Source organism: Neobacillus soli NBRC 102451, from assembly GCF_001591665.1.
Classification (GTDB): Bacteria; Bacillota; Bacilli; order Bacillales; family Cytobacillaceae; genus Neobacillus; species Neobacillus soli.
In genome coordinates, this window is sequence record NZ_BCVI01000027.1 from 14,919 (window position 1) to 41,232 (window position 26,314).

Consider the following 26,314-nt stretch of genomic DNA (forward strand, 5'->3'; position numbering starts at 1 on the left):
AGATTATGGGGTGCTTTTGGTGACAAGACAGATAAAGAAAGTGTTAGTTGCAAATCGAGGGGAAATTGCAATAAGGGTTTTTCGTGCTTGTACAGAGCTGAATATTCGAACAGTTGCTATTTATTCAAAAGAGGATTCTGGCGCCTACCATCGTTATAAAGCCGATGAAGCTTATTTAGTGGGAGCGGGTAAAAAACCGATTGAAGCTTATTTGGATATTGATGGAATCATTGACATTGCCAAAAAAAGCGGTGCAAATGCCATCCATCCTGGTTATGGTTTTTTGTCAGAAAATATTCATTTTGCGATGCGTTGTGAAGAAGAAGGGATTATTTTTATTGGTCCCAAATCTACCCACCTTGATATGTTTGGTGATAAGGTGAAAGCAAGGAAGCAGGCGGAATTGGCCGGGATTCCTGTCATACCAGGCAGCGCGGGGCCTGTAAATAATGTAACAGAAGTGGAAGAATTTGCGGCGGTTTGCGGTTACCCAATTATCATTAAGGCATCGCTTGGCGGCGGTGGACGCGGGATGAGAATTGTCAAAAGCCAAGAAGAAGTCACAGAAGCCTTTGAACGAGCGAAATCAGAAGCGAAAGCAGCTTTTGGTAATGATGAAGTATATTTGGAGAAATTAATTGAAAAGCCGAAGCATATTGAAGTTCAAATCATTGGCGACAAGCAGGGGAATATAGTTCATTTATTTGATCGCGATTGTTCCGTCCAAAGACGTCATCAAAAGGTAGTTGAGGTTGCACCAAGCGTGTCGATTTCTACGGAATTACGTCAACGAATTTGTGATGCTGCTGTAAAATTGATGAAAAATGTTGATTACCTGAATGCTGGTACAGTAGAGTTTCTTGTCACGGGAAATGACTTTTATTTTATCGAAGTTAATCCGCGTGTTCAGGTGGAGCATACTGTGACAGAAATGGTTACAGGTGTTGATATTGTTCAAACACAAGTTTTGGTGTCCGAGGGGCATGATTTACATGGACCGATTATTAGAATCCCTGAACAAGAAAAAATTCAGCTCAATGGTTTTGCGATTCAGTCACGTGTGACAACAGAGGACCCACTTAATAATTTTATGCCTGATACCGGAAAAATTATGGCCTATCGCTCAGGTGGCGGCTTTGGTGTGCGGCTTGATGCTGGAAATGGTTTTCAAGGCGCGGTGATTACTCCTTTCTATGACTCTTTATTGGTGAAGCTTTCGACATGGGCGTTAACCTTTGAACAAGCTGCTTCTAAAATGGTACGAAATTTACAGGAATTCAGGATTAGAGGAATTAAAACCAATATACCGTTTCTAGAAAATGTCGTGAAACATGAAAAGTTTAGAAATGGGGAATATGATACATCATTCATTGATACAACACCGGAGTTGTTCATCTTCCCTGCAAGTAAAGACCGTGGAACAAAAATGTTATCCTATATTGGCACAGTAACTGTAAATGGCTTCCCGGGAATTGAAAAGAAGAAAAGACCTGTTTTTACGAAGCCAAGAATTCCAACTGTACCCTTTGATTTGCCCTTTAAGGATGGAACAAAGCAGATCTTAGACAAGTTTGGCCCAGAAGGACTTGTGAAGTGGGTGAAGAATCAGGAGCAGGTATTATTAACTGATACAACTTTTAGGGATGCCCATCAATCATTATTGGCGACTAGGATGCGAACGACGGATATCGTTCATATTGCTGAGCCCTCAGCTAAACTTTTGCCGGAATTATTCTCTTTTGAGATGTGGGGCGGAGCTACCTTTGATGTCGCATACCGTTTCTTAAAAGAGGATCCCTGGGACCGGTTGGTAACGCTTCGCAAAAAAATTCCGAATGTTCTGTTCCAAATGTTAATTCGTGGTGCAAATGCGGTTGGATATAAAAACTATCCAGATAATTTAATCCGTGAATTTGTTGAACAATCTGCAGCGAACGGTATTGATGTTTTTCGCATTTTCGATAGCCTAAATTGGATAAAAGGAATGGAAGTCGCGATAGATGCAGTACGACAAACCGGTAAAATTGCTGAAGCATCCATTTGTTATACAGGTGACATTTTAGACCTGACAAGAACAAAATATAATCTGGACTATTATAAAAATCTTGCTAAAGAGCTTGAACTGCAAGGTGCCCATATTTTAGGGATAAAGGATATGGCTGGTTTACTCAAGCCGGAGGCAGCATACAGACTTGTTTCAGCGTTAAAGGAAACGGTTGATATCCCGATACATCTGCACACGCATGATACAAGTGGAAATGGGCTGTTAACTTACGCTAGGGCGATTGATGGCGGGGTTGATATTGTCGATGTTGCGTTAAGTTCGATGGCAGGTCTAACTTCGCAGCCTAGTACAAATTCGTTATATTATGCACTTGAAGGGACAGTGCGGAAACCGAATGTAAACATTTCAGCACTTGAAAAGCTTTCCTATTATTGGGAGGATGTCCGCAAATATTATCAGGATTTTGAAAGTGGCATTTTGTCGCCACATTCAGAAGTGTACCAGCATGAAATGCCGGGAGGCCAATACAGCAATTTACAACAGCAGGCAAAAGCTGTCGGCCTAGGCGAAAATTGGGATGAAGTGAAAGACATGTATTCACGTGTGAATAAAATGTTTGGTGATATTGTAAAAGTAACACCTTCTTCAAAGGTAGTTGGCGATATGGCCCTTTATATGGTTCAAAATGAATTATCGGAGCAAGATATTCTCTTAAATGGTCTAGTGCTGGATTTCCCTGATTCAGTTGTTGAATTATTTGAGGGCTCGCTGGGTAAACCATATGGTGGGTTTCCTGAGGACCTGCAAAAGGTTATCTTAAAAGGGAAGAAACCATTGGAAGTACGCCCAGGTGAATTGCTCGAACCGGTTGATTTTGAAAAACTGAAACAAGAACTATCTAAGGAACTTGGCAGGCATATCACCCCTTTAGAAGTCATTTCCTATGCTTTATATCCGAAGGTATTTCTGGATTATATTAAAACCGATGAGCAATTTGGAACTATCTCGGTCTTGGATACGCCAACATTTCTTTATGGAATGCGGCTAGGTGAAGAAATAGAAGTAGAAATTGAAACGGGTAAAACACTGATTGTAAAGCTCGTTTCAATCGGACATCCCCAAGCCGATGGTACGAGGGTTGTCTATTTTGAATTAAACGGCCAGCCGCGTGAAATATTCATTAAAGATGAGAGTATTAAATCAACAGTCTTATCAAGGGTGAAAGCAAATCCAAAGGATGAAAGTCATCTCTCAGCATCGATGCCGGGGACTGTGGTCAAGGTTGTTGTTGAAAAGGGTGAAAAGGTGGAACGGGGCGATCATTTAATGATTACTGAAGCGATGAAAATGGAAACTACGGTTCAAGCCCCTTTCTCAGGAATTGTAAAGGACATCTATGTTTCTAATGGAGATGCCATTCAAACGGGTGACCTTTTGCTCGAACTAACTAAGGCCTAATAAAAGAAGCTGCCGGAAATTCCGGCAGCTTCTTTTAATGATAATTCCGTTTAGACCTTGAATATAACAGAAGAAAATAACTTAATACACCAAACAAACAGGTAATGAATAAGGCGTGAAGGAGAGCGATATACAGATTGAGTCTGCTAAAGATAATCAAAGCTCCGGCTATTACTTGTAAGCAAACTAAAATAAAGGAGATCATCCAGCCCCAATATAGGACCTTTTGGTCTTTGTAGTAACGAATAGTTAAATAAAAAATATAAGCAATCCAGATAAAGATTAGGCCTGCGGCTGTTCGATGACCCATTTGCACCCATTCATACAGGTTAGTAGGAAGGGAGGGAGCATCATTTAAGCATAAAGGCCAATCTCGACATGCCAGACTAGACTTCGTATGGCGCACTAATGCGCCTGTATATACAACAAGATAACTATAAATCGACACTCCAATAATATGGAAGCCCATCCGCTTATCGATAAAAAGTTTTGCTGCTTCAAATTTTTTATCAATCTCAAAAATAAGCAATGTCAACAATAATACAGCTGAAAAGGAAATAAGTGAAATACCAAAATGCAATGCTAGTACAAAACTAGACTGCCCCCATTTTACGGCAGCAGCACCGATTAAGGCTTGTAATAGTAAAAAGAAAAAAGAAAGAAAGGAAAGAAACTTTGTTTCTCTAATATGGCCAATTGCCTTCCATGTCCAAACGGATAAAACTAAAACCATGATCCCAACTACTCCGGAAACAAGTCTGTGTGCCAGCTCAATAGCCAATTCTGGAGTTATTTCCAACGGAAGAAATTTACCATGGCATAAGGGCCAAGTTCTTCCGCAGCCCATCCCGGACCCGGTCTTGGTAACTAAAGCACCGCCAAGTAAAATAAATATCATTCCGATTGTAGTTGCAACCGCCAACCACTTCAAAGAACGTCGCAAAGAAATTCACCTCTTAAAAATTCAATAATTTGTCATTGGATATTCCTGACAATATAATGATGAAAAATACTTAATTATAAAAGTCCCTACCTATCATAACGAAAAAGAAAGAAAAAGAACAGAAATAGAACATAGATTTTTAGATTATTTTTTTTAATAATTGCATCGTCTGAATAACAAAAAAAATTCACTATTATTATAGTGAAAACACTTGAAACTTCAGAAGGAGTCTGTTAGAAATATAGATAGGAGTTTTTTATTTAGAATTATTACTTTTTAAAAGTAATATAAATTAACCTTAAACTCAAGCTTTAATCCCTAGTCTTTTTGATAGTCATTAACCTGTTTTATAGTACAGAAGACATAAATAGTTGAAATTTGTATCGTTTTTAATTAATAAAATTGTATCGTCACAAATTAGTCAAAAATTATTCAAAAAAAGTTCACAAAAATATCATAAAGTGTGATTTAATATACAGAGAAAGTGTTTTAGATATCACTGTTTTTTTATTTTGTTAAATTATTCCATAAGGAATATTTATAAAACCAATTTGCTGTGTCACCTAAAAATTTCGCTTACATAAATGGTTGCCATAAAATAATATAGTATCGATATCCCTTAATTGGTGAATATTTGTTAGTAAGGATTAGGAGGAAATAATATGACTAACACTAAGGCTTACGGAGAAGCTGCCATAGACAATGGTGCTCCGAGCCTGCAAGCTGCTATGGAAAAGACCTCTGCATGGAAAGACCTTATGGCCCTTATCAAAATTGGGATCGTTAATTCCAATCTTATTACTACTTTTACAGGGTTATGGCTTGCGCTCCATTTTACAGGTCAAAGCTTTCTAAGTAATTTAGATATCGTGTTTTTTACAGTAGCTGGTTCTTCCCTGATTATTGCAGGGTCATGTGCCATAAACAATTATGTGGATCGTGACATTGATCATTTAATGGAAAGAACAAAAGCGAGACCAACAGTAACAGGAAAAGTGCTTCCAGTAAAAGTTCTTGCATTAGGTATTTTCCTTATTGGTCTGGGAACACTGTTTTTATTCTTTACTACCATAACTGCAACAGTAATCGGACTGCTTGGAGTTTTTAGTTATGTTTTCCTCTATACGTTGTGGTCCAAGCGGCAATTGGTTTCTAATACAATTATTGGGAGCGTCTCGGGAGCTGTACCGCCGCTAATCGGCTGGGCAGCAGTTGATGCTAATCTCGACATGATGGCATGGGCGTTGTTTGTCCTCATGTTTGTCTGGCAACCACCGCATTTTTATGCCCTTGCAATGAGGAGAGTTAAAGAATACAGAGCAGCTGGAGTCCCGATGCTCCCTGTTGTAAAGGGCTTTAAAACAACAAAGATTCATATAGTAATTTGGGTGGCTGCACTTCTGCCTATCCCATTATTTCTTACCAAATTAGGAATCCCATTTCTAATTCTTGCGACCGTGTTAAATATCGGCTGGCTTGCGTTAGGGATTTATGGATATAGGATCAAAGATGACATAAAGTGGGCAAAACTAATGTTTGTTTACTCCTTGCAATATTTAACTATTATTTTTGTAGCGATGGTTATAGTTACATTAGTTTAGTTTTGCAACCGATTCTTTCCTGAAGAAAGAATCATTCTACATACTTCTTTGACCAAACAAAATTTTTAGAAATCATTTATGAAAGTGGGGTTTGATTAAGCTATGAAAAGGCTTGCAAAGTGGCGGCTAATCTCGTTATTTGCGGTTTTAGCGCTTGTACTATCCGGATGTGGCGAACCGTTCCTTTCCACGTTAAAGCCAGCCGGTGAAGTTGCAGACATGCAATATGATTTAATGAAGTTAAGTACTTTAATCATGGTTGGGGTAATTGTTATTGTAGTGATCATTTTCGTTTTGATATTGGTCCGGTTTAGAAGAAAGGATGACAAGATTCCAAAACAAGTAGAAGGAAGTCATAAATTGGAAATTATTTGGACTGTAGTTCCAATTCTTTTACTGTTGATTCTTGCAGTTCCAACCGTGTCAGCAACGTTTAAACTTGCAGATGTTTCAGCAGTGGATAAGAAAAATTCTAAGGCAATTGTTATTAACGTTCGTTCCCATTTATATTGGTGGGATTTTGAGTATCCTGGTCAGAAGATTGTAACAGGTCAAGAATTAGTCGTTCCAACGAATGAAAAGGTTTATTTTAATTTAAAATCCTTGGATGTCAAACATTCCTTCTGGATTCCGGCTGTTGGTGGAAAATTAGATACGAACACGGAAAATATTAATAAATTCTGGTTAGAGTTTGACGACAAACGAGCAAATGATGCGGGAAATCTTTTCTATGGAAAGTGTGCTGAGCTTTGTGGTCCATCCCACGCTTTGATGGACTTTAAAGTAAAAGCAATAAGCCGCGACAAATTTGATTCTTGGGTCACAGCGATGCAAGGTGTTAAAGATCCTATAAAAGCTGAAGGTGCAGTTGCAGCCCAGGGGCAGGAAATTTTTAATAAAAGTTGTATTGGCTGTCATGCAGTAACACCTGCTAACAACATGCCGGATTCAGCGCGGATTGCACCGAACTTAACAAACTTTGGTGACAGAGCCCGAATTGCTGGTATTTTAGATCATGATAAGAAAAATTTGAAAAAATGGATTAGTAATCCAGAAACATATAAACCAGGTAATCTAATGACTGGTAAATACCCGAAAATGACTGATGAACAGCTTGATGCGTTAGCAGAATATTTGATGGGCTTAAAGGTTCAGGAATAAAAGGGGAATTGGTTGAAAGGGAGGTAAAAGTGTGAGTACTTATTCTCAAAAAAAGGGATTTGGTGCGACTTTATGGGACTTTTTAACAACTGTCGATCATAAAAAAATCGCCATCCTATATCTTATTGCAGGTGGATTTTTCTTTTTAGTTGGCGGACTAGAAGCAATTTTTATCCGCATTCAGCTTGCAGTGCCAAACAATGATTTTGTTAGTGCCGGATTATTTAATGAAATAATAACAATGCACGGGACAACGATGATTTTCCTTGCGGCGATGCCGCTCGTGTTTGCCTTTATGAATGCCGTCATGCCATTACAAATTGGGGCTCGTGACGTAGCTTTTCCATTTGTTAATGCGTTAGGATTTTGGTTATTCTTCTTCGGAGGGGTGTTCCTTAACCTATCATGGTTCTTAGGTGGTGCACCTGATGCAGGTTGGACTTCCTACGCATCACTAGCAATAGCTTCCAAAGGACATGGGGTTGACTTCTATCTCCTTGGATTACAGATATCCGGTATTGGAACGCTAATCGGTGGAATTAACTTCTTAGTTACCATCATTAATATGCGTGCTCCTGGAATGACGTATATGAGGATGCCGTTGTTTACTTGGACAACGTTTGTAACTTCAGCACTTATTTTATTTGCGTTTCCTCCGTTAACAGTTGGTCTTGTATTAATGATGTTTGATCGACTTTTCGGTGCAAATTTCTTTGAAGTATCAATGGGAGGTAACACCGTTATTTGGGAACATCTTTTCTGGATTTTCGGTCACCCAGAAGTATATATTTTAATACTTCCAGCATTCGGAATTTTCTCGGAAATTTTCCCGATTTTCTCAAGAAAACGTTTATTTGGCTACTCATCCATGGTGTTTGCCACTGTATTAATCGGTTTCTTAGGTTTCATGGTATGGGCTCACCATATGTTTACAACGGGGTTAGGTCCTGTCGCTAATGCCATTTTCGCAGTTGCTACAATGGCAATTGGGGTCCCGACCGGAATTAAAATTTTTAACTGGCTGTTAACAATGTGGGGAGGAAGTGTAAAATTTACTACTCCGATGCATTGGGCACTGGCGTTTATTCCATCATTTCTTGCTGGTGGGGTAACAGGAGTAATGCTTGCCTCCGCTGCCGCTGACTATCAATATCATGATACTTATTTTGTTGTTGCTCACTTTCATTATGTAATTGTGGGTGGTGTCGTATTTGCAGTCTTCGCAGGAACACATCTATATTGGCCAAAAATGTTTGGAACAATGTTGAATGAAGTTTTAGGTAAAATCACTTTCTGGTTGTTCTTTATCGGATTCCATTTAACATTCTTTATCCAGCACTTTTTAGGACTATGGGGCATGCCGCGACGCGTTTTTACTTACCTTCCAGGTCAAGGTTTAAGTGCTTCAAACATGGTTAGTTCAGTTGGTGCTGCTTTTATGGGAGTAGCAGTAATAGTAATGTTACTAAACATCATTATTACCTCTGTGAAAAATGTTAAAGTAGGAAATGATCCATGGGGGGATGGAAGAACACTTGAATGGTCAATCCCTTCTCCACCACCGTTCTACAACTTTAAACAGCTTCCACTTGTACGTGGTTTGGATGCATATTGGTTAGAAAAAATGGACGGTAAAAAGGGGATGACACCTGCTGAACCGCTTGGTGACATCCATATGCCAAATTCATCTTTCTTACCATTTATGATGTCCCTAGGTCTATTCATTGCGGCTTTTGGTGCAATGTACCATGTCGATAAGGAACCATGGGCATTACCATTAATGATTTTCGGATTACTTGTTACATTTGGTTCGATGTTTATGCGTTCTGTAAAAGACGATCATGGATTCCATATTCATAAAGAAGATTTAATTGATGATGATGAAAAGGGGGTTAAGGCATAATGCATACTGAAGAAAAAATGACGTATGAAACATGGCCTGCTGCGCCCGAAAAATCTACACTTGAAGCAAAAAATAAATTTTTAGGTTTTTGGTTATTCTTAGGGGGAGAGACAGTTCTCTTTGCCTCTCTCTTTGCCACCTACCTTGCATTGAAGGATAAAGTTCCAAGTACATCACATGCGCTGGCAAAGGATTTGTTTGAGCTGCCGCTAACCTTTGTGGCAACGATGCTGTTATTAACGAGCTCGTTAACAAGTGTGTATGCCATGTACCACATGAAGAACTTTGCCTTCAAAAAGATGATGGTCTGGTTAGGTCTTACTGTCTTGTTAGGTGCCGGATTCTTGGGTCTGGAGGTTTATGAGTTTAATCACTATGTGCATAAGTTTCACCATACATTTACCAGCAGTGCTTTTGGATCAGCCTTCTATACACTCGTTGGTTTTCATGGTGCACACGTTGCCTTTGGACTAATGTGGATCCTTACAATAATGATTCGCAATTCGAAACGTGGATTAAATCTTTACAATGCACCCAAGTTTTATGTAGCAAGCCTTTATTGGCACTTTATCGACGTTGTCTGGGTGTTCATCTTTACAGTAGTATATTTAATGGGAATGGTGGGATAAACTGATGACATCAAATCAACAATTAAGTTCAGGTAACCCAAGTGTAGACATTGAATATCGCCGTAAAAAAAATGCAGAAGAAATGAGATATCAGGTTGTTTCATTCTCATTGATGATTTTCTTGACATTAGTTGCTTTTGCGGCAGTTGCAATGAAAGGATTTACCGCATGGTTTACTGTTCCATTCATCATGCTTTTAGCTGTCGTCCAAGTTATTTTTCAGCTATATTATTTCATGCATATGAGTCATAAAGGCCATGAAGCTCCATCGCTTTTCCTTTTTTCAGGCTTGTTCGTTGGATTAGTGACCGTTCTCGCCTTTTCAACCATTATCTGGTGGTAACATAGCAATAAAAAGAAAAATCGGCTTTACGCCGATTTTCTTTTTTAGGAGATAAAAATAGAGGGAAGATTCATTTCTTTGCTTCACGTTATGGCCAAGGGTATAATATAATCAAATATTCTTTCAATTCATTGAGGTGATTTGCGGTGCTTACATTAGATATTTTTGGTTTTAAAGCACTTTGGAGCCCGTACTTTTTACTAATTTTAATTGCATTAACAGTAGGGTTCTTTGTCCTTACAACAAAATACAGGGACTTTTTTTCAGATGGGGAGCCATTAACAAAAAAACAAGGAGCTTTGTTTTTATTATCGATGGTCCTTCTTTATATAATTAAAGGATCTCCAGTCGATTTATTAGCTCATCTTATGTTTTGGGTCCATATGATTCAAATGGCTGCATTGGTTTTAGTCATTCCACCTATTTTTATTCTAAGTATACCTGACTGGTTTTGGAGAAAAGTTTTCACTGTTGGTGTTATTAATTCATTATTTAAGGTTTTAACAAAACCGCTGATTGCATTGATCATATTTAACGGTTTATTTTCGTTTTATCATATTCCAATGATTTTCGATCACGTCATGCAAAATGTTTGGTTACATGCAGGATATTCGATCCTTTTGTTTGTTGTTGCGATTTTTATGTGGTGGCCTTTAATTAATCAGGTGCCAGAACATCAGACATTAAATGGTCTAAAAAAGGTCGGCTATGTATTTGCCGACGGAATTTTGTTAACCCCTGCTTGTGCACTTATTATTTTTGCAGATACTCCTATTTATGCAACCTATTCTGACCCGCATGTATGGGGGAATGTCATGAGTTTGTGTGTAGGGAGTGCTAACTTCGACAGCTTAAATTTGAGTGGTCCGCAGCTTTTTAGTTCGATGTCATTATTACATGACCAGCAGCTTGGTGGAGTATTAATGAAAATTATTCAAGAAATCATCTATGGTCTTATCCTTGGACATGTTTTCTTTGAATGGTACCGTCGTGATCAAGCTGATGCTGAACGGGAAATGAAACAATCATTAAATTCATCACTGATCAAATAATCTCCCATAAGCCTGGGAGATTATTTTTTTAAAAAGCCTAATTATAGTTAATCGTTGAAAAATAAGATTAGTTACACTACTATTATTATAGAATATAAGAAAAGAGAGGCATTGCGAATGAATTCCTTACCGATATTACCAACAATCAGTACTTCGTTTATTGTTTTAAGTGCGGTTACTGTGGCAATTGGATGGTGGCAAATAAAACAACGAAAGATAGAAGCACATAAAAAAACAATGTTTTTTGCTGCCATTTTTGCGCTTACCTTTTTTATTATTTATGCTTCTAGAACCATCTTTATAGGGAATACTTCCTTTGGAGGCCCTGATAATATTAAGATTTACTACACGATATTTTTAGTTTTTCATATTACGCTGGCAACGATTGGAGCCGTATTCGGGCTTGTTTCAATCTTGACAGGCTATAAGAGTAAACTTTCGATCCATCGTAAGCTCGGCCCGGTAACTAGTATCATTTGGTTCCTCACGGCGATTACAGGGGTTGCTGTTTATCTATTGTTATATGTGTTTTATCGTGGCGGGGAGACAACATCGTTGATTAAAGCCATTTTAGGGCTTTAATCATAATAGTACATGAAAAAGACGCATGTCCCCATGCGTCTTTTTAGTGCTTATAATGCGAACTTGCTAACTTCTGCTTTTACTTGATCTAGAATTTTTTTACATGAATTCACTAGTGAAGTTGGAAAGTGTTCGTCTTCGCCATACTCAACACCATGAGGATAATAATGTTTACCTAGCGCCGGTGTCATTAGTTGAATTGTCGCATTATTAGCACCAACATCACCTTCAGTGGCAAACCCGAAAATACGAAGGTAAAATACCCCTTCTTTTAATTCAAACTTGCGATCGTATGTAACACGTTCGTAGTCCCATTGCCCCTCGCGAACTAAACCATGGTCAAGCATGACTTCATCTAAACGGTTTAAGTCTGCTTTTAATTTCTCGATTTCCGTATTCTCAAATTTCATACTTAATTCCTCCTAAAAAAATGCCATGACCCCTATGTTTCCTATTTCGGTATTACAGCATGTATAATTCAATTTAATAATAGTTGAAAATGTTTCAACTTGCAACGAATACATTCAACGAATAAAACATTATCAAACGGAAATCCTATAGTAATGTTAACAGATACTAAAAAAAATTTGGGGGCAAGAAAAGATGGAAAAAATCCGGGATATAATGACTGATAAGGTAGAGAGCTGTACACTATTGGATAATGTGTTTGAGGTTGCATTAAAAATGAAAGAATTAAATGTTGGGGCCATCCCGATTATTGATAAGGATAAACTAGTCGGGATGATAACCGACAGAGATATTGTTATCAGAGGTGTTGCTGAAAAACACCCCGGTTCATCAAAAGTCGAGGATATTATGAGTCATGACCTTATTACCGTTTCTCCAGATACCACTAGCAAGGAGGCAGCGAAGTTAATGGCTGAACATCAAATTCGTCGACTGCCTGTGGTTGAGAATGGTGAGTTAATAGGAATTGTATCGCTGGGGGATTTTGCTATTCGTGAATTAACAGATGACCAGGCCAAAGAAGCGCTGACGGAAATTTCTGAGCAGAACTATAACGGGGTGCAGCATTAAAATGATTGTAAAAAAGAATACTTTGACAAAACAGGTGCCATTTGTACCTGTTTTATTTATTTAAGGTTAACTTATAGATATATTCGATAATGGCTATTACCATTCGTAATATATAGATGATATAATTATGTAATCTATACATATAATGATAGAAAAAGTAATAGAGAGGGTGAATGCCTCTGCGAACACTAATTAGAATTCTTATCCTTTCAGCTGTTTTCTTAACGATTGGTTTTTATATTAATATAAACGATAATAATGAAAATAATGGTCTGATTAAGAATAATAATACTTTAGAAATGAAACAAAGCTTACCACAAAATCCTGACATCAAGCCAAGTGAAAAAATTAGTTCGGAGAAACCGAAAGAAGGATTGGCTTTATTGATTGGAAAAAACGTATCTGTTTTAGAAAAAGAAATGGGATTGCCTGTGCGAATTGACGAGTCATTGTATGGCTATCAGTGGTATATATATAACCAGAATTATAAGAGCTATCTACAGGTGGGCGTAGAAAATAAACGTGTAGTGACAATTTATGCCATTGGAGGAAACCTGGATGTAGCACCTTTTGAAATAGGTCAGCCTGTCGAGGAAATTTTTAATTCGCAATTCATTGATACGAATATAAACCTTGAATATAAGGGTAGTTCCTATCGCTTTGAATTGACAGATACCGATCTAAATCTTCGGCCAATGGTTCAATTAGGTGATATTTACGTCCAGCTCTACATAGATAAGTTTACAGGTAACCTTTCAAGTGTACGGTTTCTGAACGCTGAAACATTAATTAAACAACGCCCATATGAGCTTGTTTATAGTGGGGCCCTAATCGAAGCAACTGCTCCTAGTGAAGATTTTTGGAAAGAAGTTGAAGCAGGCACACAACAGGAGATATTTGATCTAACAAATGTTATACGGGTTCGAAATAAACTAGAGCCATTATTATGGGATGAGGATACAGCTAAAGCTGCGTTTGAGCATAGCAAAGATATGTCTGATAGCAATGATTTTTCCCATATATCTAAGAAATTTGGCGACCTTGCCGAACGATTAAAAACGGCCAAAGTCGTCTACCAGGCTGCCGGAGAGAATATTGCGGCAAATTATACCGATGGACCTGCGGTTGTTGAGGGATGGCTTAATAGTAAAAGCCACCGCGAGGCACTTTTAAACGAGGACTTTTCGCATCTTGGTGTAGGGGTCTATCAAAAGTACTATACGCAAAACTTTATTCAAAAAATAGAGCAATGAAAAAAGGTGACGAGCAGGGCAGTTCGTCACCTTTTTTCAATTTCATAATCACTAAATAAAAATTTGCTGCCTTCCCAGCTGCCGTAGACACGAATTATGTTCCCTGCAGTAAAAATATCCTTTTCGAAAGTTTTAGTGATAGGGGTTACCTGTTTTGCTGTAATAAATTTTGTTGATGTCTGTAGTTGTAACGTTATGACATATATGTAACGGTGATAATAAAAACGTTGTTTTTCTTCGATAATATTTTTAATTTCACCTGTTAAAACGGCTTCATGTCTTACTTTACTAGCTGCATGCCATTTTGCATCCTGCTCCTTCATCTCTTTTCTTGTAAGCCAAAAAAAGTAAAGGCAGATGATTGGAATGACAATGGCGGTGACCATAGCTGATCAAACTCCTCCACCTTTTATTTATTTATTATAAAAAATGTTCCTGTCGCGTAAGCAATTTTCTTACCGTCACTTCGATACGCTTCACCTGAAATGACCATTGTTTTACTTCCTTGATGAACGACTTCAGCTTTACAGCGGATTGCTTCCCCTGTTCCAGGAGCTATATAATGGATATTCAGTTGATTGGTTACAGCTCCACGACCCTCAGGGAGAAGATAATTTGCCAAGGTCCCCATCGCGGTGTCAAGGACAGTAGCGGTTACCCCGCCATGGGCTATATTTAGATTATTATAAATAATAGGATGAGCGGGAATCGTGATCTCACAAGAATTTTTGTCCAATTTTCTCTCCATGTGAAGGATTCCGTCAACAAAGGTACTATTTTTGCCCTGAAGCTTTCGTCCAGCCCCTTCTAAAAGGTAGGCAAGGGCATCTAAGTCTGCTTCTGTACCAATTTCCATGTATGTTTCTAATAATTGCCGCAACTCATTTTGCATACTATTGACCTCTTTCATTTCTTTATCAAAGTTATCTTATCACTAACAAGCAAATTATTAAATATTTTCCTTTGCTTTAGATTTTCACCTTTATAGTTTCCTTACATATTGTATTATTGGCAGTAATATGGGCAGAGGTGAGAAAAATGACGCAAAAAAAATTACACCCTTCCGTGATAAAGTTTAAAGAATTTGTTAAAAGCAATCCAAAAGTTATTCAAGAGGTACGGAAAGGAAAGGCTACCTGGCAGGAATTATATGAGGATTGGTACTTATTAGGCGAAGAGGATAAACGCTGGGAGACAATTGGAACTGATAATAGTACGGAAGCAGAAACAAACACCGAGTCCAAGAGTGATTGGATGGCCAATATAATGGGAATGGTTAAAAAGATGGACCCAAATCAAATGCAAAATCATATAAATAACTTAAGTCAGGCACTAGGAGCCATTCAAGGTGTTATTTCACAATTTCAAGGAACTAATGCTGGTGCGGGTCAAGTAAAGGCGCCAGAAGGTCCAAAAAATCCATTTATGTTTAGAAAAGACTAAGAAGGGAAAGGAACTATAAAACAAATGCGAAGAGATGTACTTGAATATATAGAGCGACAAAAGGATTTAAAGCAATTTCTTAGAGACCAGCCTATCTGGTATCGAAAATTATCAAGAAATCCCTATGATTTGCAGTCACTTGAAATTGAGTCCCTCCGCTATTATAAAAAGACGATTCCTGATAAAGTTGATAAGTTTACCAATAGTGTTCAAATGGCATCAATGATGTATCAGATGTTTCAGACGATGAAAACCCAAAATTAACAAAGGCTGCATCAATATTGCTGCGGCCTTTTTTTGTCGTAATTTTATTAGACTAAAAAATAAAAAGGAGGTGAACAATACAAGCAAAGAAGGAGTGATTGGAATGAAAAAGCGTCTTCCGCACTTAGTCCTCAGCATTTTATTGTTTGGAATCCTTTCTGGATATGATAATTCAAAAGCAATTCCTTCGCTATATGTTCAACATGAAATAAAAGGAAATAATCTATTCATTGAGTGTATCGTTACAGGGATAAGCTTCCGTGAATCAGATCAAACAAAGCAAAAAATCGGTAAGTTGGTTGTTTTTATTGATGGAGAAAAAAGTACAGAGGTTACCTCAGCAGCATTAATTATTAAAGGTCTTTCGCAGGGCAGCCATAAGGTAAAAATAGTAGTTGTCGACTTAAAAGATGAACCGTACGGATTAGCTAATGAATTTATGGTAAATATCCCTAGATAAAAGGAAATTTTCGCATTACTTACGCTTTCATGTTAAAATGTTTTTGGAGGTGGGCGTAAAGTGCTTGCTACATTAGAGAGAATTGAATTATTGGAACATGCTGAGGAGTTAGCAAAGATGGTTTTAGAATCTGATATTGCTGAACAATATCAGATTTGTTTATATAAATTACAAAATAACCGGGAGGCACAGCGGAAAATAAACCGATTTGTCAGCCTAAAGGAATTATATGATGAGGCGCAGCGATTCGGTAAATACCATCCCGATTATAAAAGGGTTATGACTCAAATCCGCGAGTATAAAAGGGAAATGGACTTGGATCCGCTCGTGGCTGAGTTTAAATTAGTAGAAAATGATTTGCAAGACCTTTTAGATGCAATTAGCATCATCGTAGGCGGTGCAGTCTCTGAACATATAAAGGTGCCAACAGGCAACCAGTTTTTCGAAACGAAATCCAGCCACGGTGCCGGCTGTGGGAGCGGAGGCAGCTGCGGCTGCGGCTGAAAAGTCAATCAGCTGTGAAAAATAGCAAAGATTGAATTGAAATAAAACGTTTAAATATGCTAGAATTATGTAAAATGCTGGTTTTGTTGAAGGGGAAAAAAGTATGTTTGTTCAAAGACAAGGATTGGTTGTTTGGCTTTACTCATTAAAACAAGCTAAAATGCTAAGGCGCTTCGGAAATGTACATTACGTCTCCAAAAAGTTGAAATATGTGGTTTTATATTGTAATCAAGAAGAAGTAGAAGGAATTATGGAAAAGTTAAATTCCTTTTCCTTTGTAAAAAAAGTAGAACCTTCGTATAAGCCATTCTTAAGAATGGAATTTGAGAATTCAGCACCAGATAAAGCGAAGGAATATGATTATAAAATGGGTATTTAAATAAAAGGTGTGGGCTTAATTAAACGGCCCGCACCTTTTATTATTGTAATGGTTCACTTTGTACGATCTTTTGAAAAAAGTAAAAATAAAAAAAACCCTGCAGAATTTTCTGCAGGGTCCTTCCACATCCTCATAAAGGATAGAAGGCAAAGGGAGAGGAGAAACCGGAGGAAGAACTTATGGGGAAACGTAAGTCTTCTCCGCGGTTGGCAACAACATCCTCGAATTGATGTTGTTAATTACATTATTTCCACAACCCAAAAGCTTATACGTGTTTTAAATAAATTTTCCAATCTTGCTGTAAATATTGCATAATATCTAAAGAAACTTATTATTGATTTGTCTGCATTTTGTCATTTATGATAGGATGGATAAAGAAAATTGATTTCTGACAAAAATGTGGTGATATTGTAATGAGAGTGGTTTCCGGCAGTTGTAAGGGAAGACCATTAAAAGCGGTTCCGGGGAATTCAACCAGGCCGACAACAGATAAGGTGAAAGAAGCTTTATTTAATATGATAGGACCGTATTTCGATGGCGGGCTGGGTTTGGATCTGTTTGCTGGCAGCGGGGGATTAGGTTTGGAGGCGCTTAGCAGAGGGTTGGACAAGGTGATTTTTATTGACCGTGAACCAAAAGCGATTCAAACGATTTTTGAGAATCTATCGGCATGTAGATTTGAGGAGAAAGCGGAGGTCTATCGTAATGATGCAGATCGGGCAATTAAACCTTTAATTAAAAGAGAAATTGCCTTCGATTATGTTTTTTTGGACCCGCCCTATAAAAAACAGCAGCTTGTTCACTTAATGGAAAAGATGGATAAACTGGGTTTGGTGAAACTCGATGGACTCATTGTCTGTGAGCATAGTTTTGATATAGAACTACCGCAAGCAGTCGGTCGGTTTTCGCAAATGAAACATGAAAAGTATGGGATGATTGCTGTAACGATTTATTCATGTGGCAGCGAGCAATAAGGGGGAGTATTCTTTGGCTGGTATAGCCGTTTGTCCTGGGAGTTTTGATCCAATTACATATGGTCACTTAGATATCATTAGAAGAGGCGCCAAGGTATTTGATATGGTCTATGTAAGTGTCATGAACAATTCAGCAAAAAATCCGTTATTCACTGTTGAAGAGCGCATTCATTTGATTAAAGAGGTAACGAAGGATCTTCCAAATGTGAAAGTGGATGAACATTCAGGCCTTCTTGTTGATTATGCGAAGGCCGTAAACGCCAATGCTATTTTACGCGGCTTACGCGCTGTGTCGGATTTCGAATATGAAATGCAGATTACTTCGATGAACAGGGTCCTCAATGAAGAAATCGAAACTTTTTTTATCATGACCAACAACCAATATTCTTTTCTAAGCTCCAGCATTGTGAAAGAAGTAGCTAAATACAATGGGAACATCTCAACACTCGTCCCGCCCATTGTTGAAAAAGAATTGAAGCAGAAGTTCAAAAGATAACACAGTTAAAAGGAGCTAGGCATTTGTGCTTAGCTCCTTTTTAAGCGAGAAAACAAGATAAGTGCATACAAGAAGAGCGAGAGGATTGTGATGATTGGTCCAACCTCAATCATTTGATGGTAAAGATGATTTGCCCATGACCCGTCTTCAAAGAAACCAACCGGCAATGCGTTAGAGGGCTCCTCCTTACTATGAAATCGTACATAAATTGGTTTCCACAAAATGAGCGCAAAAAAACTCGCAAAAACACCGTGAATGATTCTTGCCATAAAAAAGGGCTTAAACCTGATATCTGTTTGCGCAAGAATGCTGGCAACCTGTGCTTGGACACTGAAACCGCTAAAAGCCAGAATGAAGCTGGTAATCATTGCTTTTTGCATAAGAGAGGCATTTGTGACCTGACTAGTCAGATCACTTCCTAAGGTAATTTCAAATAACCCGGAAATCAATGGAATACTAAGCATTTCAGGAAACGTTATGGAGGAGAATAGCGTTTCTACGACTTTTGCAAGACCAGCGGTAATATGTAAATGAAAAAGAATTTTGTTCACTACAGAAAAAAGAATAATGAATCCCCCAACCATTAATAATGTTTGAATCGAGGAATTAACGGCATCACCAAGGAGTTTGCCGATGGGCCTATTGTCTCTGATCCTTGTTTGGTGCAGAGCCGATAGGGCAGCACGAATTTTGAACCTTTTTCTTTGTTCCGTTTTTTTATCGTTTGTTTCATTTCCATAAAAGCGCATGAATATGCCGACACAAATATTCCCGAAATAATGGGCCATTGCAAGGAGAATCCCTAGTTGAGGATTATGGAAAAAGCCTACTGCCACTGCTCCAAAGATAAATAATGGATTAGAGGAATTGGTAAAAGAAACAAGCCTTTCTGCCTCAATTTGTGTTAAGTGGCCTTCTTGGCGTAATCTTGCCGTGAATTTTGCTCCGGCAGGAAATCCGGAGGCCATTCCCATTGCCCAAACAAATCCGCCTACCCCAGGCACCTTAAACAGCGGCCTCATAAGCGGTTCCAATAGTACACCAATAAAGGTAACAACCCCGAAGCCAATTAACATTTCAGAAACAATAAAAAAAGGTAACAGGGAAGGAAAAACAATTTCCCACCACATCTCAAGACCTCGAGTAGAGGCATCTAATGATTCTTTGGGAAAAGAAATAAGGGAGGCTGCTAAAATAGTGACGGATATAGATAAAAAGAGTGTTTTTAGTTTTGACCGAAACAACGAAGAGGCCTCCTTCCGATGAGTTTGCTCAAATTGTGCAATTTAAATAGTTGAATGATAAAATAGAAATTATCTTTTGAATCTTACTAATACCCTGTCTAGTTTCGGCTACTCTACTTGTCCTCATATAACACAAATATACTCATAGAACGTTAATTTAGACCATAAGATTGAACAAGACACAAGGTTCTGGTTCATTTATTAATAGGAGGTCTGCGCTGTTATGGAGCACCCTAAAATAGGTTTGGCACTTGGTTCGGGCGGTGCCCGCGGGTTTGCTCATTTAGGTGTTATTAAAGCATTAAGTGATGCTGGTATTCCGATTCATCTAATAGCCGGCAGCAGCATGGGGGCACTAGTGGGTAGTTTTTATGGGGCGGGCATTGACTTGGATCGCTTATATAAATTATCAACTGCATTTAAAAGGAAATACTTTTTAGATTTTACTGTTCCGAAAATGGGTTTTATCTCAGGTAAGAAAGTGAAGGATTTTATAAGGGTTTTTACCCATGGGAAAAATATTGAGGATCTATCCATCCCTATAGGAATTGTCGCGACTGACCTATTGACAGGTGAAAAAGTCATTTTCAAGCAAGGGCCAGTCGCAGAAGCCGTTAGAGCAAGCATCTCAATTCCGGGGATTTTTGTGCCGGAAAAATATATGGGAAGAATCCTTATCGATGGTGGTGTAACTGACCGTGTTCCAGTATCTGTCGCGAAAGAAATGGGCGCAGATATTGTTATTGCGGTCGATGTTTCAATGGTGAAACGAAATGCAGAAATTAGTTCTATTTATGATGTCATCATGCAAAGCATTGACATTATGCAAACGGAAATCGTCAACAGCAGGGAGATTACTGCCGACGTGATGATTCGGCCTCCTGTTGAAAATTATAGTTCTCGAGCTTTTACGAATATTGAAGAAATTATCAATATTGGTGTCGAGGAAACAAATAGACATCTTAAGCAAATTGAAACAGTTATTGAACAGTGGAAGGGGTAACTTGAGTGATGCGCAAAAAAATATATTTTGGTTCCGCCCTATTAATTGCTTTGTTATTGATTGGCGGGATGTTTTATACCTTGCCATATTATGTATCAAAGCCAGGAATGGCAAAAGAACTTGGGCCAATCGTTACAGTTGAAGACGGATATAAAGATGAAGGAAACTTTATGCTTACAACAGTGAGAATGGGAAGAGCGAATATCTACTCCTATTTGGAGGCAAAGATACGAAAATATGAAGAAATTTATCCATTAGATATGATTTTATATAAAAAAGAAACAGAGGAAGAATATAATGTTAGACAGCTTCACCTGATGGCAGGGTCGAAACAAAATGCAATCGAGGTTGCCTACCGCCATGCTGGATTACCTGTTCATTACCAATATAATGGAATCTACGTCATGCAGGTGATTCCAACTATGCCTGCTGATGGGAAGCTTCAAGCAGGCGATCGAATTTTTAAAGTGGATGGGCAGCAATTACCTTCCTCGGAAAAATTCATTGATTACGTTGGCAAAAAACAAGCTGGGGATAAGGTTACATTAACCTATTTAAGAAATAAGAGTACGAATACGGTTACACTAACTCTAAAGCCCTTTAAAGAAGATCCTAAAAAGATAGGAATCGGAATATCCTTAGTGGACGATAAAGAAATTATTGTTGATCCAAAGGTAAAGGTTCGGACGGATGAAATCGGCGGGCCGTCTGCTGGATTTATGTTTTCATTGGAAATCTACAACCAGTTAACAAGTGTTGATTTAACAAAAGGGTACCAAATAGCCGGGACGGGGACGATAGAAGTTGATGGTACGGTTGGACCTATCGGTGGGATTGAACAGAAGATTGTCGCAGCTGACAAGGCTGGTGCAGAAATCTTTTTGGCCCCTAACGAAAAAGGAGCCAAGGATTCCAACTATCGGGCTGCAGTAAAGACAGCTCGTGATATTAAGACAAAAATGAAGATTGTTCCAATTGATACCTTTGAAGACGGTGTAAGTTATTTAGAGAAGCTGCCGAATAAATAAAAAGAAAGATGGTGCGTTAAATCGCATCATCTTTTTACTTAATAAAAATCGGCGGCTGCTGAAATTCCTGCTTAATCATTTCCTTTTTTAAATGAGTGGGAACACCAAGAGAATATACACGAGCTGCTTTTACGTCCAGTAAAATCTCACCCTCCTTAAAGGAAGACAGTTTTGAAATGAGGGGAAGGCTGAAATCCTTTTTCCGCTTATTCAAATATTCTTTCCCCTTTGTTGTCATACCTAAAAGTCTTAAATAAGAGGCCTTTTCCAGATTACGATTCATTTCCGTTTTTTTAGCATTCGTTAAGATATGAACACATAATCGCTGCAGCCGAGTCCATGTATAACGTTTACTTTTTATTTTCTGCATAAACTCTTGAAAGCTATCAGCTTCTGAGGCTGCAGCCAGCAATCGGTTTTCAAGTCCTTCCTCCACCTCGTAAATTTCCCGAAGCTCGTTAGGACTGCTGTGGATTAACCGAAATTGAAGGAAGCCCCAATAATTTTCCCATTGGTGAAACACATGATAATGTTGTAAATATTCTTTTAACAATTGTTTGGTCGGCTCTGGTACAAATTGGTCAATTCCCGTTTTACCATCCTCCGTCGAGAAAATGGCCTTTCGGATACTCGTTGCACTGGCAATCGTTTCAGAGGCAAAATGTTCATCGTGATAGTCTGCATTTTTGCGTGGGACTGTCATTGGTTTGACCGTGCTCTTTTGTTGTTTAATTGCTTTTATGTATTGGAAGCCAAGAATATTATTCGGCATCGCTAGGTCCAAGAATTTTTCTGAATCGGATAATTGTTGAAAGGAGAGTGCTAAAGCTTTTGGATAACTGACACCGGTTTTCAGGAATCGTTTGATATTTTCATCAAATGGCCGTTGTTGTTCTTCTAAGAAATCAATCGTTTGAAAAAAAGTAGAAATATCGCCACTTTCACTTCCAAAGCATAAAGAGTCGCAGCCTGCAGCATCTAATATTGACACGGCCCCATTGGCAAAGGTCTCTGCCTTCTGAGTAGCAAAGCTATAGGGAAGTTCAAAAACAATGTCAACGCCATTTAGCAATGCCATCTTCGTGCGATACCATTTGGAAACAAGTGCAGGTTCGCCCCTTTGCAAAAAATTCCCGCTCATGACTGCGATGACCACATCTGCCTGCGCTGCTTCCTTCGAGGTCTCGAGATGATAGGCATGTCCATTATGAAAAGGGTTGTATTCAACGATTAAGCCAACAGCTTTCATGTGTGCCTCCTTAAAAATAAAACTATTACCATTATAGCAAATTTGTAAGGAAACCAATCAAATTATATGTTATGATAATCAAGATGTTTGCAAAAAGCTTATCTGGTTAAACTAGTATCAGCAGCACTTATGAGCGATTTGCTTCTTTTTTAAATCACCTGACGAGGTGTAAAGAAAAAACATTGACAAAAAATTTATCGAAGGCTATAATTACCTTTGTTGCCTTGGGGTGATTCAATTGAAATGGACATTAGGTCAATTACAAAAATATCGAAACAAGGATTTTTTGATTGATGAAACGATTCGGGTCGATGAGATTAAAGAAATTGATCCATCCATCCTGGAAGTGTCTCCCATTCACATTACGGGTCGTGGAGATATTGATTCAACGAAAGTGACATTCCATTTAAAAATCGAAGGTCATTTAATACTTCCTTGTTCTCGTACTTTAGTAGATGTGAAACTGCCAATTAATGTCGAAACAACTGAAACTTTCCTCTTACAAGGTTCAGTTTATGAAACTGAAGAGGAAGCCTATCAGGTAAAAGATGATGTGATTGATTGTTATCCACTCATTCGAGAGATCCTTTTACTTGAGGTTCCGATGCAAGTGTTTTGCGAAGATGGAGAATCTGAAGGAGCGGCACCGCAATCCGGTAAGGATTGGGAAGTTGTTCGTGATGATGATCAGTCTAACAAGATTGATCCAAGACTAGCAGGACTTGCAAAGTTTTTTGACCAAAACAATTCTTCTTCCGAATCATAATCGACAAAAACTAAGAAGCAAAGTGAAGAACCAGCATTCCTGGCCTTCATTACTTTCTTAATACTCTTTAAGGAGGTGGGAAGAATGGCTGTACCAGCTAGAAGGACTTCTAAAACTGCAAAAAGAAAACGTCGTACTCATTTTAAATTAAGCGTTCCTGGTATGGTAAGTTGCCCAAACTGTGGTGAAATGAAACTTACTCATCACGTATGTAAAGCTTGCGGAACTTACAAAGGAAAAGATGTTGTTAACGACTAATTTTAAGGTAAGATAGAAAGCACAAGGGTTTTTAAACCCTTGTGCTTTTGTCGTTTCATAGAAAAAATACATACTTATAAATTGCCCTGAAAAAATATGAAAGGATGTGTAAGTTTGTCATACACTATTGAAAAGCGGGCGTCAGGATATTTATTATTTACGATAAAAAGAAGTGAAAAAAGGAATGCTATTAATTTTGACATTATGCAAGGGTTATCGGAAGCTATGAAGAAATCCTCGGATCCTGGGATAAAAGCACTTGTTATTACGGGAACCGGCGACCGTGCCTTTTGTTCTGGGGGAGATTTGTCGGATTTTCACCTCCTGCATACAAAGGAAGACGCCTATCCCATGCTTTCGAGGATGGCGAATATTCTGTATTCTCTTCTTACTCTGCCAATTCCGACCGTTGCGCTTATAAATGGAACTGCGATTGGAGGCGGGTGTGAGCTTGCCTCAGCTTGTGATTTCCGCCTTGCGCGAAAAGGTATAAAAGCGGGATTTGTACAGGGTAAGCAAGCAATTACAACGGGCTGGGGCGGTGGTTCCATTTTAGCGGAAAAACTCCCTGCCGCTAATGCGATGAAGCTCTTAATGGACGCAGAACTGCAATCAGCTGATTATTTACAAGATGCTGGATTTATCGATGCCCTCTTTGAGGATGACCCCCTCCAGTCTTGTGATGCATATCTGGAGAAATTGTTAACAAATGAGTTAACGGTGCTGCAGTCCTATAAAAGAATATGGACGAGAAAGTGGGCGGAAACGAAACTATTCGAAAGAATAGAGGAAGAGGTAAGAACTTGTTCATTACTATGGGAAAGTGATGCCCATCATGACTATGTAAAATCGTTTATGAATAAAAAATCAGCGAATAAAGATTAAACACGCCGCTTGTTTAAGTCTATCTTTTCTAGTAGATGCATATGTATTATAAAAACACTAGGAGGGATGATTTAATGTCACCAACTCGACAAGATGCGTGGTCCCAGGACGAAGACTTGCTGCTTGCGGAAGTTGTGTTACGACAAATCCGTGAAGGCGGGACACAGCTGCAGGCATTTGAGGAGGTAGGGAAGCAGCTTTCGCGAACCTCAGCTGCCTGCGGCTTCCGCTGGAATTCATATGTAAGAAAGCAATATAAATCGGGAATTGAGCTTGCCAAGAAGCAGAGAAAGGAATTGAAAAAACAACCGGCAGCTGATGCAGGGGAACCTCTCGTAGAAGAAGCTAAGGCAGAAAGTGTTACGTCACCACCTGATGAACGAGGTAATACAATCACGTTTCCAGCTGTTGTTCACTTTTTGGAGGGACTCCATAAAAAAGCGGCAGCCACCTCCAATTTTGAAGAGGATAAGAAGAAGTCTTTTGAAAAAATCAAAGAGTTGGAAAAGAAAACATACTATTTAGCCGCGGAAAATGAAAGATTGTTTAAAAATTTAAAGGCAATTGAAGAAGATTATCGTTCCTTAATCGAAATTATGGAAAGAGCCCGGAAAATGGTGATCCTTCAAGATGAGGAAAAACAACAAAAGGTAAAATTTCAAATGGACAAAAACGGCAATCTTGAAAGAATAGAAAAATAAAAAAGCGGACTCTGTCCGCTTCTTTATTTGGTAACAAAATCTTAATGTTGCTGGGGTTTGACACCTTCCGGATACCAGACGAATGGGTTTTCGCCACGGTCACGCTCCATTTCGTAATCTACATTGGCAAACTCCATCTTTTCCCAGAATCCGCTTGATTTTACTCTTGGGTTTGTCTTAATTGGCAGGCCGAAGTTTTTCGCAAACTCCACAAGAACTTTACCATACCCCTTACCTTGATAATCAGGTAATACTTCAAGCTTCCATAATTCTAAATAGTTTTGAGGCGGATAGAAATAGCGGTCAAACTTTGCATCAATTTGATAAAGACTCATTCGTGCTACTAGTTTGTCCCCGAAATAAACCCCGTAAAATGGTGATTCACTATCATTATCAACCATATTTGCTTCAAGGTCCTCAAGCATTGATAGCTCTTGAATTCCATATTCTTTAAACTTTTTAAACTCTTCTAGTGTTTTAAAATTCACCTTTAGTTTTTCCACTTTTACTCCCATAGTCTACCTCCTAAAAATGAAAACCTGATAATCTTGTATATATTCATTTGTTCTTGAATAATATGAAGTGAAAAATATTTGCATTATTCAAAACGAATTAATATCATTATATAATAAAAATACAAAAAATTCTTCAAATAAATTCGGAAAGCGTTTACAAAAAATGCAGGAAATTCG

The 26,314-nt window shown here is 38.4% G+C and carries 30 protein-coding genes; 23 read left to right on the forward strand and 7 right to left on the reverse strand.

Annotation, left to right across the window (positions count from 1 at the left end):
• The first annotated feature begins 16 nt into the window (after positions 1-16).
• Complete coding sequence (gene pyc, locus BSO02S_RS10315) at positions 17-3,463, forward strand: pyruvate carboxylase (RefSeq protein WP_066066390.1); 3,447 nt, start codon at positions 17-19, stop codon at positions 3,461-3,463.
• Between the two features lie 34 nt (positions 3,464-3,497).
• On the opposite strand, the gene BSO02S_RS10320 is transcribed toward pyc, so the two are convergent.
• Complete coding sequence (locus BSO02S_RS10320) at positions 3,498-4,406, reverse strand: COX15/CtaA family protein (RefSeq protein ID WP_066066391.1); 909 nt, start codon at positions 4,404-4,406, stop codon at positions 3,498-3,500.
• A 662-nt stretch (positions 4,407-5,068) separates the two neighbouring features.
• On the opposite strand from BSO02S_RS10320, the gene cyoE reads away from it, so the two are divergent.
• From cyoE to BSO02S_RS10355, 7 genes are all read left to right on the forward strand, one after another.
• Complete coding sequence (gene cyoE, locus BSO02S_RS10325) at positions 5,069-6,007, forward strand: heme o synthase (protein WP_066066394.1); 939 nt, start codon at positions 5,069-5,071, stop codon at positions 6,005-6,007.
• 102 nt (positions 6,008-6,109) lie between these two features.
• Positions 6,110-7,168: a cytochrome c oxidase subunit II gene (coxB, locus tag BSO02S_RS10330; protein WP_066066395.1), complete on the forward strand. Its 1,059-nt coding sequence runs from the start codon at positions 6,110-6,112 to the stop codon at positions 7,166-7,168.
• 31 nt (positions 7,169-7,199) lie between these two features.
• A complete protein-coding gene (gene ctaD / locus BSO02S_RS10335; protein WP_066066398.1) occupies positions 7,200-9,071 on the forward strand; it encodes a cytochrome c oxidase subunit I in 1,872 nt (623 codons plus the stop codon).
• A complete protein-coding gene (locus BSO02S_RS10340; RefSeq protein WP_066066401.1) occupies positions 9,071-9,700 on the forward strand; it encodes a cytochrome (ubi)quinol oxidase subunit III in 630 nt (209 codons plus the stop codon). Before ctaD ends, BSO02S_RS10340 begins: the two co-directional genes overlap by 1 nt.
• Before the next feature lie 4 nt (positions 9,701-9,704).
• Complete coding sequence (gene ctaF / locus BSO02S_RS10345) at positions 9,705-10,043, forward strand: cytochrome c oxidase subunit IVB (RefSeq protein WP_066066404.1); 339 nt, start codon at positions 9,705-9,707, stop codon at positions 10,041-10,043.
• A 146-nt stretch (positions 10,044-10,189) separates the two neighbouring features.
• Positions 10,190-11,095: a cytochrome c oxidase assembly factor CtaG gene (ctaG, locus tag BSO02S_RS10350; RefSeq protein ID WP_066066408.1), complete on the forward strand. Its 906-nt coding sequence runs from the start codon at positions 10,190-10,192 to the stop codon at positions 11,093-11,095.
• A gap of 117 nt (positions 11,096-11,212) precedes the next feature.
• A complete protein-coding gene (locus tag BSO02S_RS10355) occupies positions 11,213-11,677 on the forward strand; it encodes a DUF420 domain-containing protein (RefSeq protein ID WP_066066411.1) in 465 nt (154 codons plus the stop codon).
• Positions 11,678-11,727: 50 nt separating this feature from the next.
• Here the strand turns inward: BSO02S_RS10355 and BSO02S_RS10360 are convergent, their stop codons facing one another.
• On the reverse strand, positions 11,728-12,087 hold the full coding sequence (locus BSO02S_RS10360; RefSeq protein WP_066066414.1) for a YugN family protein: 360 nt from the start codon (positions 12,085-12,087) through the stop codon (positions 11,728-11,730).
• Between the two features lie 193 nt (positions 12,088-12,280).
• Between BSO02S_RS10360 and BSO02S_RS10365 the strand changes: the two genes are divergently transcribed.
• Both BSO02S_RS10365 and BSO02S_RS10370 read left to right on the forward strand, forming a co-directional pair.
• Positions 12,281-12,715 (forward strand): CBS domain-containing protein, encoded by a 435-nt coding sequence (locus tag BSO02S_RS10365; RefSeq protein WP_066066417.1) that lies wholly within the window; start codon positions 12,281-12,283, stop codon positions 12,713-12,715.
• Positions 12,716-12,888: 173 nt separating this feature from the next.
• Positions 12,889-13,968, forward strand: a complete 1,080-nt coding sequence (locus tag BSO02S_RS10370; protein WP_066066420.1) for a CAP domain-containing protein — start codon at positions 12,889-12,891, stop codon at positions 13,966-13,968.
• Between the two features lie 26 nt (positions 13,969-13,994).
• Here the strand turns inward: BSO02S_RS10370 and BSO02S_RS10375 are convergent, their stop codons facing one another.
• Both BSO02S_RS10375 and BSO02S_RS10380 read right to left on the reverse strand, forming a co-directional pair.
• On the reverse strand, positions 13,995-14,354 hold the full coding sequence (locus BSO02S_RS10375; RefSeq protein WP_066066423.1) for a hypothetical protein: 360 nt from the start codon (positions 14,352-14,354) through the stop codon (positions 13,995-13,997).
• Between the two features lie 23 nt (positions 14,355-14,377).
• Positions 14,378-14,860 carry a PaaI family thioesterase gene (locus BSO02S_RS10380; RefSeq protein WP_066066428.1) on the reverse strand — a complete coding sequence of 161 codons (483 nt, stop codon included), beginning with the start codon at positions 14,858-14,860 and terminating at the stop codon, positions 14,378-14,380.
• 146 nt (positions 14,861-15,006) lie between these two features.
• Between BSO02S_RS10380 and BSO02S_RS10385 the strand changes: the two genes are divergently transcribed.
• The 7 genes from BSO02S_RS10385 (at position 15,007) to coaD (ending at position 18,488) form a co-directional block, all read left to right on the forward strand.
• Positions 15,007-15,411, forward strand: coding sequence for a YlbD family protein (locus tag BSO02S_RS10385; protein ID WP_066066433.1), 405 nt, complete (start codon positions 15,007-15,009; stop codon positions 15,409-15,411).
• Positions 15,412-15,435: 24 nt separating this feature from the next.
• Positions 15,436-15,675, forward strand: a complete 240-nt coding sequence (locus BSO02S_RS10390; protein WP_066066436.1) for a YlbE-like family protein — start codon at positions 15,436-15,438, stop codon at positions 15,673-15,675.
• Positions 15,676-15,778: 103 nt separating this feature from the next.
• Positions 15,779-16,135 carry a hypothetical protein gene (locus tag BSO02S_RS10395; protein WP_066066439.1) on the forward strand — a complete coding sequence of 119 codons (357 nt, stop codon included), beginning with the start codon at positions 15,779-15,781 and terminating at the stop codon, positions 16,133-16,135.
• 60 nt (positions 16,136-16,195) lie between these two features.
• Positions 16,196-16,639: a YlbF/YmcA family competence regulator gene (locus BSO02S_RS10400; RefSeq protein WP_066066442.1), complete on the forward strand. Its 444-nt coding sequence runs from the start codon at positions 16,196-16,198 to the stop codon at positions 16,637-16,639.
• 103 nt (positions 16,640-16,742) lie between these two features.
• On the forward strand, positions 16,743-17,018 hold the full coding sequence (locus tag BSO02S_RS10405) for a YlbG family protein (protein ID WP_066066445.1): 276 nt from the start codon (positions 16,743-16,745) through the stop codon (positions 17,016-17,018).
• 413 nt (positions 17,019-17,431) lie between these two features.
• Entirely contained in the window at positions 17,432-17,992 is a 561-nt protein-coding gene (gene rsmD, locus BSO02S_RS10415) for a 16S rRNA (guanine(966)-N(2))-methyltransferase RsmD (RefSeq protein ID WP_066066455.1), read from the forward strand.
• A gap of 13 nt (positions 17,993-18,005) precedes the next feature.
• Positions 18,006-18,488: a pantetheine-phosphate adenylyltransferase gene (coaD, locus tag BSO02S_RS10420; RefSeq protein WP_066066457.1), complete on the forward strand. Its 483-nt coding sequence runs from the start codon at positions 18,006-18,008 to the stop codon at positions 18,486-18,488.
• 29 nt (positions 18,489-18,517) lie between these two features.
• Here coaD and spoVV read toward each other — a convergent pair whose 3' ends face one another.
• A complete protein-coding gene (gene spoVV, locus BSO02S_RS10425) occupies positions 18,518-19,732 on the reverse strand; it encodes a dipicolinic acid transporter SpoVV (RefSeq protein ID WP_066066460.1) in 1,215 nt (404 codons plus the stop codon).
• 223 nt (positions 19,733-19,955) lie between these two features.
• On the opposite strand from spoVV, the gene BSO02S_RS10430 reads away from it, so the two are divergent.
• The gene (locus BSO02S_RS10430; protein ID WP_066066463.1) at positions 19,956-20,735 is read left to right on the forward strand and encodes a patatin-like phospholipase family protein; all 780 of its coding nucleotides are present in this window, start codon (positions 19,956-19,958) and stop codon (positions 20,733-20,735) included.
• A gap of 8 nt (positions 20,736-20,743) precedes the next feature.
• Entirely contained in the window at positions 20,744-21,763 is a 1,020-nt protein-coding gene (locus tag BSO02S_RS10435; RefSeq protein WP_066066466.1) for a SepM family pheromone-processing serine protease, read from the forward strand.
• 34 nt (positions 21,764-21,797) lie between these two features.
• Here BSO02S_RS10435 and BSO02S_RS10440 read toward each other — a convergent pair whose 3' ends face one another.
• Positions 21,798-23,012, reverse strand: a complete 1,215-nt coding sequence (locus BSO02S_RS10440; RefSeq protein WP_066066471.1) for a nucleotidyltransferase — start codon at positions 23,010-23,012, stop codon at positions 21,798-21,800.
• Between the two features lie 238 nt (positions 23,013-23,250).
• Here BSO02S_RS10440 and BSO02S_RS10445 point away from each other — a divergent pair, with 238 nt between their 5' ends.
• From BSO02S_RS10445 to BSO02S_RS10460, 4 genes are all read left to right on the forward strand, one after another.
• Positions 23,251-23,778 carry a YceD family protein gene (locus BSO02S_RS10445; protein WP_066066474.1) on the forward strand — a complete coding sequence of 176 codons (528 nt, stop codon included), beginning with the start codon at positions 23,251-23,253 and terminating at the stop codon, positions 23,776-23,778.
• 84 nt (positions 23,779-23,862) lie between these two features.
• Positions 23,863-24,036 (forward strand): 50S ribosomal protein L32, encoded by a 174-nt coding sequence (gene rpmF / locus BSO02S_RS10450; protein WP_066066477.1) that lies wholly within the window; start codon positions 23,863-23,865, stop codon positions 24,034-24,036.
• A 114-nt stretch (positions 24,037-24,150) separates the two neighbouring features.
• Positions 24,151-24,921: an enoyl-CoA hydratase/isomerase family protein gene (locus tag BSO02S_RS10455; protein WP_235846900.1), complete on the forward strand. Its 771-nt coding sequence runs from the start codon at positions 24,151-24,153 to the stop codon at positions 24,919-24,921.
• A gap of 74 nt (positions 24,922-24,995) precedes the next feature.
• Positions 24,996-25,622, forward strand: a complete 627-nt coding sequence (locus BSO02S_RS10460; RefSeq protein WP_066066483.1) for an RsfA family transcriptional regulator — start codon at positions 24,996-24,998, stop codon at positions 25,620-25,622.
• A gap of 41 nt (positions 25,623-25,663) precedes the next feature.
• On the opposite strand, the gene BSO02S_RS10465 is transcribed toward BSO02S_RS10460, so the two are convergent.
• A complete protein-coding gene (locus tag BSO02S_RS10465) occupies positions 25,664-26,137 on the reverse strand; it encodes an N-acetyltransferase (protein ID WP_066066487.1) in 474 nt (157 codons plus the stop codon).
• Positions 26,138-26,314: the final 177 nt, after the last annotated feature.

What these genes read in the sequence shown, in the direction of transcription:
- cyoE (WP_066066394.1), top strand. Translation starts at nt 5,069, where the DNA reads ATGACTAACACTAAGGCTTACGGAGAAGCTGCCATAGACAATGGTGCT.
- coxB (WP_066066395.1), top strand. Translation starts at nt 6,110, where the DNA reads ATGAAAAGGCTTGCAAAGTGGCGGCTAATCTCGTTATTTGCGGTTTTA.
- BSO02S_RS10340 (WP_066066401.1), top strand. Translation starts at nt 9,071, where the DNA reads ATGCATACTGAAGAAAAAATGACGTATGAAACATGGCCTGCTGCGCCC.
- ctaF (WP_066066404.1), top strand. Translation starts at nt 9,705, where the DNA reads ATGACATCAAATCAACAATTAAGTTCAGGTAACCCAAGTGTAGACATT.
- BSO02S_RS10355 (WP_066066411.1), top strand. Translation starts at nt 11,213, where the DNA reads ATGAATTCCTTACCGATATTACCAACAATCAGTACTTCGTTTATTGTT.
- BSO02S_RS10360 (WP_066066414.1), bottom strand. Translation starts at nt 12,087, where the DNA reads ATGAAATTTGAGAATACGGAAATCGAGAAATTAAAAGCAGACTTAAAC.
- BSO02S_RS10365 (WP_066066417.1), top strand. Translation starts at nt 12,281, where the DNA reads ATGGAAAAAATCCGGGATATAATGACTGATAAGGTAGAGAGCTGTACA.
- BSO02S_RS10370 (WP_066066420.1), top strand. Translation starts at nt 12,889, where the DNA reads ATGCCTCTGCGAACACTAATTAGAATTCTTATCCTTTCAGCTGTTTTC.
- BSO02S_RS10375 (WP_066066423.1), bottom strand. Translation starts at nt 14,354, where the DNA reads ATGGTCACCGCCATTGTCATTCCAATCATCTGCCTTTACTTTTTTTGG.
- BSO02S_RS10380 (WP_066066428.1), bottom strand. Translation starts at nt 14,860, where the DNA reads ATGCAAAATGAGTTGCGGCAATTATTAGAAACATACATGGAAATTGGT.
- BSO02S_RS10385 (WP_066066433.1), top strand. Translation starts at nt 15,007, where the DNA reads ATGACGCAAAAAAAATTACACCCTTCCGTGATAAAGTTTAAAGAATTT.
- BSO02S_RS10390 (WP_066066436.1), top strand. Translation starts at nt 15,436, where the DNA reads ATGCGAAGAGATGTACTTGAATATATAGAGCGACAAAAGGATTTAAAG.
- BSO02S_RS10395 (WP_066066439.1), top strand. Translation starts at nt 15,779, where the DNA reads ATGAAAAAGCGTCTTCCGCACTTAGTCCTCAGCATTTTATTGTTTGGA.
- BSO02S_RS10405 (WP_066066445.1), top strand. Translation starts at nt 16,743, where the DNA reads ATGTTTGTTCAAAGACAAGGATTGGTTGTTTGGCTTTACTCATTAAAA.
- rsmD (WP_066066455.1), top strand. Translation starts at nt 17,432, where the DNA reads ATGAGAGTGGTTTCCGGCAGTTGTAAGGGAAGACCATTAAAAGCGGTT.
- BSO02S_RS10430 (WP_066066463.1), top strand. Translation starts at nt 19,956, where the DNA reads ATGGAGCACCCTAAAATAGGTTTGGCACTTGGTTCGGGCGGTGCCCGC.
- BSO02S_RS10435 (WP_066066466.1), top strand. Translation starts at nt 20,744, where the DNA reads ATGCGCAAAAAAATATATTTTGGTTCCGCCCTATTAATTGCTTTGTTA.
- BSO02S_RS10440 (WP_066066471.1), bottom strand. Translation starts at nt 23,012, where the DNA reads ATGAAAGCTGTTGGCTTAATCGTTGAATACAACCCTTTTCATAATGGA.
- rpmF (WP_066066477.1), top strand. Translation starts at nt 23,863, where the DNA reads ATGGCTGTACCAGCTAGAAGGACTTCTAAAACTGCAAAAAGAAAACGT.
- BSO02S_RS10460 (WP_066066483.1), top strand. Translation starts at nt 24,996, where the DNA reads ATGTCACCAACTCGACAAGATGCGTGGTCCCAGGACGAAGACTTGCTG.
- BSO02S_RS10465 (WP_066066487.1), bottom strand. Translation starts at nt 26,137, where the DNA reads ATGGGAGTAAAAGTGGAAAAACTAAAGGTGAATTTTAAAACACTAGAA.